Below are 11,028 nucleotides of genomic sequence, written 5' to 3' on the forward strand. Positions count from 1 at the left end.
CAGCCTACGCGAGTGCCCACCGGGCCCCGTCCGCCAGCCGGTCCTAGGAGTCGCCCTCGCGTTCCGCGAGGAAGCGCTCGAACTCCCGGCCGAGCTCGTCCGCCGACGGCAGTTCGACGGTCTCGGCGACGAGACTGCCGCGGCTCTCTGCACCCGCCATCGCGTCGTACTGGTGCTCGAGGCCCTGCACCAGGGCCACCAGCTCCTCGTCGCCCTCGCCGATCTGCCGCTCGATCTCGGTCTGGGTGCGGTGCGCCTCCGTACGAAGCGAGTGCGCGACTCCCGGCAGAACAAGCCCGGTAGCGGCTGTGATGGTCTCCAGCACGGTCAGCGCGGCGTCGGGATACGAGGAGCGGGCCACGTAGTGCGGCACGTGGGCGGCGACGCCGAGCACGTCATGACCGGCCTGCATCAGGCGGTACTCGACGAGCGCCTCGGCGCTGCCCGGCACCTGGGCCTCGTCGAAGGGGCTGCGGTGGCCCGGGGTGAGGTCCGTACGGTTGCCGTGCGGCGTGATGCCGACGGGGCGGGTGTGCGGGACGCCCATCGGGATGCCGTGGAAGTTCACCGCGAGGCGCACTCCGAGCCGCTCGACGATCTGAGCGACCGCCGCGGCGAAGCGCTCCCACTCGACGTCCGGCTCGGGCCCGGAGAGAAGCAGGAAGGGTGCTCCGGTGGCGTCCTGGACGAGCCGCACCTCCAGTGAAGGGGTGTCGTATCCGGCCCAGCGGTCGCGCCGGAAGGTCAGCAGCGGTCGGCGGGCCCGGTAGTCCACGAGCCGGTCGTGGTCGAATCGCGCCACCACCTGGTGGGGAAGCGTCTCCAGCAGATTGTCGACGATCTGCTCGCCGGTCTCTCCGGCGTCGATGTAGCCGTCGAAGTGGTACAGCATGACCAGGCCGGCCGACTCCTGCGCGAGCGCCACATCGACGACCGCGAGGCCCTTCGGCTCCCACTCGTACAAACCCTGCGGATCAAGCACGATTACCGCTCCTCCTCGTGTCCGAAGGCAACAACGCGCGGCAGCGCGTGTGCATTCCCGTCCCCTCTTGTGTTCCGGCGTCCCCGGCACCGAACCACCGGGTGCGACGGGGCAGTTCGCCCGGGGAGAGGCAGCGGGCCGTACGGGCTTGCGGCCGGTCGTGCGGGCGGGCGGGCGGGCGGGCGGTTCGTGGGTACGGGCAGCGGTCGTCCGGGTCCGGCGGCTTGGTGGTGCGTCGCGGCAGCAGGCGCGGCCCCTCAACGCGGTAAGGCCCGCCCCCCAAGGGGAGCGGGCCTTACTTCAGCTGTTCAGCTACCAGGGGCAGAGCGTCAGCTCTGGCCGCCGGCCAGCTTCTCGCGCAGGGCGGCAAGCGCCTCGTCCGACGCCAGGGCGCCGGAGTTGTCGTCCGACTCCGAGGAGTAGGAGCCACCGGTGGCACCCGCGGGGGCACCGGCCGGGGCGGCGGGGCCACCCTCGGCAGCGGCGGCCTCGTCGGCCTCGCGGGACTTGATGACCTGAGCCTGGTGCTGCTCGAAGCGCGACTGCGCCTCGGCGTACTGGGTCTCCCACGCCTCGCGCTGGGACTCGAAGCCCGGCAGCCAGTCGTTGGTCTCCGGGTCGAAGCCCTCGGGGTAGATGTAGTTCCCCTGGTCGTCGTAGGACGCGGCCATGCCGTACAGGGTCGGGTCGAACTCGACCGAGGCCGGGTCGGCACCGAAGGACTCGTTGGCCTGCTTCAGCGAGAGGCTGATGCGACGGCGCTCGAGGTCGATGTCGATGACCTTGACGAAGATCTCGTCGTTGACCTGGACGACCTGCTCCGGGATCTCCACGTGGCGCTCGGCCAGCTCGGAGATGTGGACCAGGCCCTCGATGCCCTCGTCGACGCGAACGAACGCACCGAACGGGACGAGCTTGGTGACCTTACCCGGGACAACCTGCCCGATCTGGTGGGTCCGGGCGAACTGCTGCCACGGGTCCTCCTGCGTCGCCTTCAGCGACAGGGAGACACGCTCGCGGTCCATGTCCACGTCGAGAACCTCGACGGTGACCTCCTGGCCGACCTCGACAACCTCGGAAGGGTGGTCGATGTGCTTCCAGGACAGCTCGGACACGTGCACGAGTCCGTCGACACCGCCCAGGTCCACGAACGCACCGAAGTTGACGATCGAAGAGACGACGCCGGAGCGGACCTGGCCCTTCTGCAGGGTGGTGAGGAACGTCTGGCGCACCTCGGACTGGGTCTGCTCGAGCCAGGCGCGGCGGGACAGGACCACGTTGTTGCGGTTCTTGTCCAGCTCGATGATCTTCGCCTCGAGCTCCTTGCCCACGTAGGGCTGGAGGTCGCGGACACGGCGCATCTCGACGAGGGAAGCCGGCAGGAAGCCACGGAGGCCGATGTCGAGGATGAGACCACCCTTGACAACCTCGATGACGGTGCCGGTGACGATGCCGTCCTCTTCCTTGATCTTCTCGATGGTGCCCCAGGCACGCTCGTACTGGGCGCGCTTCTTCGAGAGGATCAGGCGGCCTTCCTTGTCCTCCTTCTGAAGGACAAGGGCCTCGATCTCGTCGCCGACCTTGACGACCTCGTTCGGGTCGACGTCGTGCTTGATCGAGAGCTCGCGGCTCGGGATGACACCTTCGGTCTTGTAACCGATGTCGAGCAGGACCTCGTCCCGGTCGACCTTCACGATGACGCCGTCGACGATGTCGCCGTCGTTGAAGTACTTGATCGTCTCGTCGATCGCGGCGAGGAAGGCTTCCTCGTTACCGATGTCGTTGACCGCAACCTGCGGGGTGGTGGCGGTGGTCTCGGTGCTGCTCGTCATGTGGGAAAGGGCTCCGGTGCGGACATTGAAGTCGTAGGTACTGCTACGCCGTGAGCCTTGTATCGCAGCTGCAGAAGCCGGACAGCCTTGGAAGCACCAAACAATGGATCCGATGGACCCTGTGAGGTGCCTCGTGAACCGAGGGACACATACAGATGCGAGCGCGGCCTGCTCGGTCCGAGGCACGCAGGCCCGCAGCGCAACTTGTAGCATACGGGGGCAGCCGGACAGGGTCAATCGCGAAGGCGCACACCCGGGGTGGAAGACCACAATTCCGGCACAACTCTTTTCCGCCGAGGCCAAGATGGCCTCTTTCGAGAGCCTGGCATCGGCGCGCTGGGACGCAAACTACAACGACGGTGACGATGAGCCAAGATTTCGAACCGGAAGCCACTCGCCGTAATGCGAGCGACGCGGAGAGCAGCCGGGCCAGCCGCGGCTGGTGGGACGGGAACGCCGACGAGTACCAGAACGAGCACGGCCCGTTCCTCGGCGACGACCGCTTCGTATGGGGGCCTGAAGGGCTCGACGAGGCCGATGCCGCGCTGCTCGGCCCCGCCGGATCCCTGAAGGGCCTGGACGTTCTGGAGATCGGCGCGGGCGCCGCCCAGTGCTCGCGCTGGCTCTCGGCCCAGGGCGCCCGGCCCGTGGCACTGGACCTCTCCCACCGCCAGCTCCAGCACGCGCTGCGGATCGGCGGCGGCGTGCCGCTGGTCGAGGCGGACGCGGGCATGCTCCCGTTCCGGGACGGCTCCTTCGACCTGGCGTGCTCGGCGTACGGGGCGGTCCCCTTCGTCGCGAACCCGGTCCGGGTGTTCCAGGAGGTCAGGCGGGTGCTGCGGCCGGGCGGACGCTGGGTCTTCTCCGTCACGCACCCGATCCGCTGGGCCTTCCCCGACGAGCCCGGCCCCGACGGCCTGTCGGTGGCCGCCTCGTACTTCGACCGCACTCCGTACGTGGAGCAGGACGACGAGGGCCGCGCGGTCTACGTGGAGCATCACAGGACACTCGGCGACCGGGTGCGGGACGTGGTGGCCGGCGGCTTCCGCCTGGTCGACCTGGTCGAGCCCGAGTGGCCCGCCTGGAACAGCCAGGAGTGGGGCGGCTGGTCCCCGCTGCGCGGCAACCTGATCCCGGGCACGGCGATCTTCGTCTGCGAGCGGAGCGAGACGGAGGTCCCGGCGGCCTGAGGCCGGGGGCGGGACTGACCGGGCCGGACTGGTCGCGGCGGGGCGGCCGGAGGGCGGGACGGCCGCGCGGCGGCGGGACGACCGGGCTGGGCGGACCAGGCCGGGAGGACCGGCTGGGAGGACCGGTCGGGCGTGATGGTCATACAAGCGCACCGGGACTGTGGACAGCCCGGCACACCGTCCGCCGCAAGTACGAGACTGAGTCCGTGATCCGAAACGACGCAATCGACCGTCTCCCCGTCCGTCATGCCGTCGACGAGTTGCTGGCCGCGCTCGACGCGCACGGCACGGCAGTGCTGTGCGCGCCGCCGGGCACCGGCAAGACCACGCTGGTGCCGCTGGTGCTGGCCGAGGCCGGCGCCCGTGTCGTGGTCGCCGAGCCGCGGCGGATAGCGGCGCGCGCGGCGGCTCGGAGGATGGCGTGGCTGCTGGGCGAGAAGGTGGGCGGCCGCGTCGGCTTCACCGTGCGCGGTGAGCGCGTGGTCGGCCGCGAGACCGTCGTGGAGGTCGTCACCACGGGTGTGCTGCTCCAACGGCTGCAGCGCGATCAGGAGCTGGCCGGCGTAGACGTCGTGATGCTCGACGAGTGTCACGAACGACATCTGGACGCCGACACGGTCGCCGCCTTCCTGCTGGATGTACGGGCCACCCTGCGGCCGGAGCTGCAGCTCCTCGCGGCCTCGGCCACGACGGACGCCGAGGGCTGGGCGCGGCTGCTCGGCGACGCACCGGTGGTCCGGGCCGAAGGCGTCGCGCACCCGGTCGAGGTGGTCTGGGCCCCGCCGGCCCGCCCGGTGCGGCCACCGCACGGGATGCGGGTCGACCCGGCGCTGCTGGCACATGTGGCGTCGGTGGTGCGCAGGGCGCTCGCGGAGCATGCGGGCGACGTGCTCTGCTTCCTGCCCGGCGTGGGCGAGATCGGCCGGGTCGCGAGCCAGTTGTCGGGGGTGGACGCGGAGGTTCTCCAGGTGCACGGCCGGGCACCGGCCGCGGTCCAGGACGCCGTGCTCGCCGGCGGGGACAACCGACGGGTGATCCTGGCGACCTCGGTCGCGGAGTCGTCGCTGACCGTGCCGGGCGTGCGGGTCGTCGTCGACTCGGGTCTGGCGCGCGAGCCGCGGACCGACCACACCCGCGGCCTGAGCGCGCTGGCGACGGTGCGGGCCTCGCAGGCCGCCGGCCGGCAGCGGGCGGGCCGGGCCGGACGTGAGGCGCCCGGGGCGGTGTACCGCTGCTGGACGGAGGCGGAGGACGGCCGGCTGCCGCGCTTCCCCGCACCGGAGATCAAGGTCGCGGACCTGACGGCGTTCGCCCTGCACACCGCCTGCTGGGGCGATCCGGCGGCGACCGGGCTCGCACTGCTGGATCCTCCCCCGCCGGGCGCGATGGCCGCCGCTCGCTCCGTACTGTCCGCGGTCGGCGCGGTCGACGGGGCAGGGCGGGCCACCGACCGGGGTGCCCGGATGTCGCGCCTGGGGCTGCACCCCCGGCTGGCCCGCGCACTGCTGGACGGCGCCCGGCAGGTGGGTGGACGGCAGGCGGCCGAGGTGGTCGCGCTGCTGAGTGAGGAGCCGCCGCGGGAGTACGGGGACGACCTGGCCGGCGCCTGGCGCACGGCCCGGCGGGGCGGCGACGCCTACGGGACCAGGTGGCGGGCGGAGGTGCGCAGGCTGGAGTCGTCGCTCGCAGGCGCGGGACGTGGGCAGGCGCCGTCAGGGAAGCAGGGGCCACCCGGGGACGATGCCGTCGCCGGTCTGGTCACCGCCCTCGCGTTTCCCGAGCGGGTGGCCCGGCGGCGCGGCGACGGGGCGTTCCTGATGGCCTCCGGCACCGGTGGCGAGCTCGGCACGGGGTCGTCGCTGCGTGAGGCCCCCTGGCTGGCGGTCGCCGTGGCCGACCGCCCCGCCTCCGCCGCGTCCGCGCGGATACGGCTGGCCGCCGTGCTCGACGAGGACGGCGCCCGCGATGCCGCCTCGCATCTGCTGACCGATGGCGAGGAGGTGCACTGGGAGGACGGGGACGTCACCGCCCGGCGCGTGGAGCGGCTCGGCGCCGTCGAGCTCTCCGTACGGCCGCTGAGGAACCCCGATGCGGAGCTCGTGCGCCAGGCCCTGCTGGAGGGTCTGCGGCGCGAGGGGCTCGGGCTGCTGCACTGGACACCTGACGCACGTGGGCTGCGCGAGCGGCTGGCGTTCCTCCACCGGGCGTCCGGCCCGCCGTGGCCGGGGATGTCGGACACCGAGTTGCTCGAGGCGGCCGGTGAATGGCTGGAGCCGGAACTCTCCCGTGCCCGGCGGCGGGCGGATCTGGGCCGTATCCAGGCGGGGCAGGCGCTGCGGCGGCTGCTGCCGTGGGCGACCGGCGACGCGGCCAGGCTGGACGAGCTCGCACCGGAGCGGATCGAGGTGCCGAGCGGGTCCCGGATACGGGTCGACTACAGCGGGGAGCAGCCGGTGCTCGCGGTGAAGCTCCAGGAGCTGTTCGGGCTGCGCGAGACGCCCGCGGTCGCCGGGGTGCCGGTGCTGGTGCATCTGCTCTCCCCCGCCGGGCGGCCCGCGGCGGTCACCGCCGACCTGGCGTCGTTCTGGCGGGAGGGGTACCGGGCGGTGCGGGCAGAGCTGAGGGGGCGGTACCCGAAGCATCCCTGGCCCGAAGACCCTGCCGCGGCGGAGCCGACCCGGTTCACCAAGGCCCGGCTCAGACCCTGACCGGCCGAGGTCCCGGCCCCGGCCGGGTCCTGGCCCGGACCTGACGGGGCGGCCCGAATCAGGGCCCTGCCGGGCCCGGCCGAGTCCAGACGGGGCCCGACCCCGGCTCGGCTCGGGCCTGTCCGACCCCGGCCCGGCTCGGGCTGAGACCGCGGTTCAGGCTGTGGCCGGCTCGGGAGCAGGCTCTGGCACCGGAGTGCGAGGGCGGCGGGCGCGTGCCTCGAGCCACAGGGCGAGCCCGAGGAGACTGCCGCCGAGGACCAGGAAGCCCCACGGCAGGTAGGACGTCAGCAGAAGCACCAGACGGCGTTGGGAGGTGACCAGTTCGACGGTGGAGTCGACGTAGTCGGGCCGCATCTTCACGTGTCCGGCGAACGCGGTGGCCTTGTCGCGGCCGCCGAGCAGGGAGCCGCCGCGCAGCTCCTCCTTGTGGATCTCCTCGCCGTTGACGGGGGCTCCGGTGACGGGTTCGACCCAGAACATCCGCTTGGTGGTGTACCAGCGCGTGGTGCCGGTCTGCTTCTCCAGGGTGGCTGCGTCGATGCCGGGGACGGGCATCTTCTTCGGGAAGGGCACCTTGGTCCAGGGGATGGTCTGCTCGAAGTAGTAGACCTCCAGACCGCGGAACTGCCGGGTGCCCTTGTAGTGGATGGGGGCGGAGGTGCGGGCCTGGGCGTCGAAGTACACGTAGTCCCGCTTCTCGGTGAGGAACGGCCACTTGAACTCGATGCCCTCGCGTCGCACCGGGTCGCCGTCGACCGATTCGCCGGTGGCGTGCACGGGCTCCTGGGTGTGCGCGTCGAAGATGTAGCGCTCGGGGATCTGGGAGACCATCCTGCCGTCGGGGCCTTGGATGTAGGAGAGGGAGTCCCACACGACGACGTCGCGTCCCGCGGTCTGCTCGATTCGTTCCGACTCCTCGACGTTGCCCTTGAGGGTCTGCACGATGGTGAGCTTCTCGACCTTCTTCGACTTGAGGGTGCCGTAGTCGAGGAGGACGGCGGGTTTCGCCTCAAGGACCATCTCCTGGTACTGGCCCGCCGGGACCTTGACGAGCCGTGGGAAGGCGTACCAGCGCAGCAGGGGTGCGAGGGCGGTGAAGAAGACGGCGAGGGCCACGAGTACGAGGCCTGCTCTGCGGCGCACGGTTTCCCCTTACCTCTTTCTTACCTCTTCGGGCCGGGGACGGTCGTCAGCAGCGGCTCGGGCGAGGTCTCGCCGGCGGGCGTGCCGATCGCCGTGACGGTCAGCACGAGGGCGAGGGCGGCGGCCAGTCCGATTGCGGCGGCGACGAGAGCGCGCATGCTCTGCCTCCCCGGAGACACGAAACTGATAGGGCGTCAGGTCTGGGGCACCGTAGCAACCGGACCGGGAGAAGAGAACACGAAGCACCGCCCCGTTCCCGGCGTCCGGGGAAGGGCGGTGCGGTGCTCGTTCGGTCAGCCGGTCAGCCGGTCGACGAAGGGGAAGGAGACGGGGAGGGGGCGGGGGCCTCCGTCGCCGGCGCCGTCACCTTCAGCTCGATGTCCAGGCTCCCGCCGCCAGGGGCGGTGAGCCGGAGCACGAAGGTGCCCTCGGCCTCGTCCGTGAAGACCTTGGGGAGTTCGAGGACTCCGTCGGCGCCGGTCCTGAGCCCGGTGAGGGTGCGGACGACCGCCCCGTCGGCGTTCTTGAAGTACGGGCCCTTGTCGTTCACCGCCGCGTCGTCCTTGGAGACGATCATCGTGGCCGTGACGGCGACACCGGATGCGGCCGCGCCGTCGCAGGCCGCCCGGATACGGATGACGTCGGCGAACTCGCCGCCCGTGCTCGCGTCGAGCGCCGTGGTGTCGGTCCGGACGAGGGTGTCCGCTTCCCGCTCGGTGACGGTGGCCGTGAACTCGACGCCGGGCAGCGAGCGGTGGACGACCGTGGCCCGCACCGAGAAGTCACCCGTCCGCTCACCGGCGATCAGCGCCGGGGCGCTGACCGTGCCGTCGGCGCCGGTGGCCGCCACGACGACCGTCCGGCCACCGGTGAACCGGGCGTCGGTGTCCCCGACGACCATGAACCGGACCGCGACCTTGGCGACGGGCTCGCCCTTGGCGTTCTCCGCGCGGACCGTGGCCCGCTCGGCGAACTCGCGGCCGGCCACGGCCGTCAGCGGCCCGGTGCCGGCGGCCTCGATACGCGTCACGGGCGCGGGCGCCGGCGGCGGTGTGGTAGTCGGAGGCGGGGTCGGCGGGGGTGTCGGCTTCGGCGCAGGGGCCGGCTCCGAAGGATCGGGCGACGGATCGGGGCTCGGCTTCGGCCCGGGCGCCGCGGGCTTCGGCGTGCTCGGCGGCGGGGTCGGGGTGGGGAGCGGGCCCGCGCTGTCGGGACCGTCGCCCACCGGGAGCCGGCCCTGGCCGTCGGGGACCTCGTGCGTGCCGCGCTTGTAGTACTCGAACCAGGACAGCACCGTACGCAGGTACTCCCGCGAGTGGTTGTAGCCCAGGATCGCCCGGTCGAGGTCGGCCTGGTTGCCGAGGTCCCGGCCGCCGGCGCACAGATAGCGGCCCGCGGCCAGCGCCGCGTCGTAGATGTTGTTGGGGTCCTTGCGGCCGTCGCCGTTGGCGTCCTGGCCCCAGGTCTGCCAGGTCTGCGGGATGAACTGCATCGGCCCGACGGCGCGGTCGTACACCGGGTCGTCGTCGTAGGCGCCGTTGTCGCTGTCCTTGATGTTCGCGAAGCCGACACCGTTGAGCACAGGACCGAGGATCGGGGAGAGCGTCGTACCGTCGGCGTCCACCCGGCCGCCGCGGGCCTGGCCGGACTCGACCTTGCCGATCGCGGCGAGCAGCTGCCAGGGCAGCCGGCAGGCCGGGTCCGAGGCGGCGATGGTCCGCTCGGCCTGCTTGTACGCGGCAAGGACGGAGGCGGGTATACCGGCCTCACCCGCGCCGAGTTCCGGCAGAACGGCCGAAGTGTCGGGCTTGTCGGGTGTGTTCAGCGGGGGAAGGTCCGTGTAGTACGGGGAGTTGCCGGTGACCGGGGTGCCCGGCGGCGGAGTTACGTCCGACGCCTCCTGCCCGGTACCTGAAGCGGTGGACGTGACGCCGGGCGCCTGTGACGCCGAGAGCGCGGCCACCGCCGCGGCGGCCACGGCCGTCGTCGTCGCTCCCCTGCGCAGTCGGCGGCCGAATTGCGCTGCCATCCGTCGTTCCCTCCCCGTCAGCGGCTGTTCGCACTCCCCAGCACGGACTCACGTGACCCTAGTGCACGGTGCGACGTCCGGACACCGTGCCCTGACCCGTTTTCACCACTTCGCCACGACCTGCTCATCCCGGATTCCGGACCCGTGTTCCCGCCAGGGCATCACGCATACTGATCAGCACTGATCAAAAACGGCCACAGGGGGCATCGCCATGCCGTTCACACTCAGCCACGCCGCCGCGGTACTACCGGGCATCCGCAGAGACGGGACCGCCCGTGGGCCGCTGTTCGCGTCGGCGCTCGTGCTGGGCTCGTTCGCGCCGGACACGACGTACTTCGCGGCCAGCGTCCTTCCCGGCGCGATGGAGTTCGGCGCGGTGACGCACGGGCCGCTCGGCGTGCTGACGGTCGACGTCGCCATCACCGCGGCGCTCGTGGCGCTCTGGCTGCTGATGCGCGACCCGCTGGTGGCCCTGCTGCCGGCGGCATGGCGGGGGCGCGCGTACGCGCTGCTGCGGGGCCGGCCCGCGGCCGGCCGGCCGCCGCTGGCGACCGCGATGTGGTTCTACGTCTCGGCGGTCGTCGGGGCGAGTACGCATGTGGTGTGGGACGCGTTCACCCACTTCGACCGGTGGGGTGTGCGGGTGGTGCCCGTGCTCGCGGAGCCCGTCGCCGGTTTTCCCCTCTACACGTACACGCAGTACGGCAGTTCGGCGGCGGCGCTGGTCGCGCTGGCGTGGTTCGTGACCACCGCGCTGCGCCGCGCGCCAGTTGCGCCGGCGCCGCCCGTCCCGGCGCTCGGTCGCCGCGCCCGGCTGCTCGCGGCCGGCCTGCTCGGGGTGTGTGTGGCGGCGGGCGTGGTGCACCGCTGTGTGCGCTGGTACCGGTACTGGGGCGGGATCGACACGCCGCTCGACATCATCCCGACGGCGTGCTTCGGCGCGGGGGCAGGGCTCGCGGTGGGCCTGGTGCTGTACGCGACGGCGGTACGCCTCCGGGAACGCCGCCGCTCGCCGGCCGAAGCGGACCCGCGGGACACCGCCGAACCGGACCGCGCGGGCGTCGCGTGAACGAGCGCGGCTCACCTCGCGCATAGGAGCGCCACTCACGGCCCCGTCCGGAACGGACCCGCCCCGTAGCGA

Annotated in this window: 8 protein-coding genes; 3 read left to right on the forward strand and 5 right to left on the reverse strand. The window is 72.2% G+C overall.

All coding sequences use genetic code 11. From position 1 onward, the window contains the following. Positions 1–43: 43 nt before the first annotated feature. Complete coding sequence (locus tag ACWD01_RS11275; RefSeq protein ID WP_451160447.1) at positions 44–982, reverse strand: PAC2 family protein; 939 nt, start codon at positions 980–982, stop codon at positions 44–46. A 329-nt stretch (positions 983–1,311) separates the two neighbouring features. Next, positions 1,312–2,814 carry a 30S ribosomal protein S1 gene (rpsA, locus tag ACWD01_RS11280; RefSeq protein WP_356891880.1) on the reverse strand — a complete coding sequence of 501 codons (1,503 nt, stop codon included), beginning with the start codon at positions 2,812–2,814 and terminating at the stop codon, positions 1,312–1,314. A 365-nt stretch (positions 2,815–3,179) separates the two neighbouring features. Here rpsA and ACWD01_RS11285 point away from each other — a divergent pair, with 365 nt between their 5' ends. Next, positions 3,180–4,004: a class I SAM-dependent methyltransferase gene (locus ACWD01_RS11285; protein WP_451160449.1), complete on the forward strand. Its 825-nt coding sequence runs from the start codon at positions 3,180–3,182 to the stop codon at positions 4,002–4,004. Positions 4,005–4,210: 206 nt separating this feature from the next. After that, on the forward strand, positions 4,211–6,712 hold the full coding sequence (hrpB, locus tag ACWD01_RS11290) for an ATP-dependent helicase HrpB (RefSeq protein WP_451160451.1): 2,502 nt from the start codon (positions 4,211–4,213) through the stop codon (positions 6,710–6,712). A 156-nt stretch (positions 6,713–6,868) separates the two neighbouring features. Here hrpB and ACWD01_RS11295 read toward each other — a convergent pair whose 3' ends face one another. The 3 genes from ACWD01_RS11295 to ACWD01_RS11305 all read right to left on the reverse strand — a co-directional run bounded on the left by ACWD01_RS11295 (position 6,869) and on the right by ACWD01_RS11305 (position 9,887). Beyond that, positions 6,869–7,858 carry a DUF3068 domain-containing protein gene (locus tag ACWD01_RS11295; RefSeq protein WP_451160453.1) on the reverse strand — a complete coding sequence of 330 codons (990 nt, stop codon included), beginning with the start codon at positions 7,856–7,858 and terminating at the stop codon, positions 6,869–6,871. A 20-nt stretch (positions 7,859–7,878) separates the two neighbouring features. Beyond that, the gene (locus tag ACWD01_RS11300) at positions 7,879–8,016 is read right to left on the reverse strand and encodes an SPW_0924 family protein (RefSeq protein ID WP_451160455.1); all 138 of its coding nucleotides are present in this window, start codon (positions 8,014–8,016) and stop codon (positions 7,879–7,881) included. 143 nt (positions 8,017–8,159) lie between these two features. Beyond that, positions 8,160–9,887 (reverse strand): lytic transglycosylase domain-containing protein, encoded by a 1,728-nt coding sequence (locus ACWD01_RS11305; RefSeq protein ID WP_451160457.1) that lies wholly within the window; start codon positions 9,885–9,887, stop codon positions 8,160–8,162. 211 nt (positions 9,888–10,098) lie between these two features. On the opposite strand from ACWD01_RS11305, the gene ACWD01_RS11310 reads away from it, so the two are divergent. Beyond that, positions 10,099–10,956 carry a DUF4184 family protein gene (locus tag ACWD01_RS11310; RefSeq protein WP_451160459.1) on the forward strand — a complete coding sequence of 286 codons (858 nt, stop codon included), beginning with the start codon at positions 10,099–10,101 and terminating at the stop codon, positions 10,954–10,956. Positions 10,957–11,028: the final 72 nt, after the last annotated feature.

Source organism: Streptomyces sp. NPDC002835 (assembly GCF_053591995.1).

What these genes read in the sequence shown, in the direction of transcription:
- ACWD01_RS11310 (WP_451160459.1), top strand. Translation starts at nt 10,099, where the DNA reads ATGCCGTTCACACTCAGCCACGCCGCCGCGGTACTACCGGGCATCCGC.
- ACWD01_RS11305 (WP_451160457.1), bottom strand. Translation starts at nt 9,887, where the DNA reads ATGGCAGCGCAATTCGGCCGCCGACTGCGCAGGGGAGCGACGACGACG.
- ACWD01_RS11300 (WP_451160455.1), bottom strand. Translation starts at nt 8,016, where the DNA reads ATGCGCGCTCTCGTCGCCGCCGCAATCGGACTGGCCGCCGCCCTCGCC.
- ACWD01_RS11285 (WP_451160449.1), top strand. Translation starts at nt 3,180, where the DNA reads ATGAGCCAAGATTTCGAACCGGAAGCCACTCGCCGTAATGCGAGCGAC.
- rpsA (WP_356891880.1), bottom strand. Translation starts at nt 2,814, where the DNA reads ATGACGAGCAGCACCGAGACCACCGCCACCACCCCGCAGGTTGCGGTC.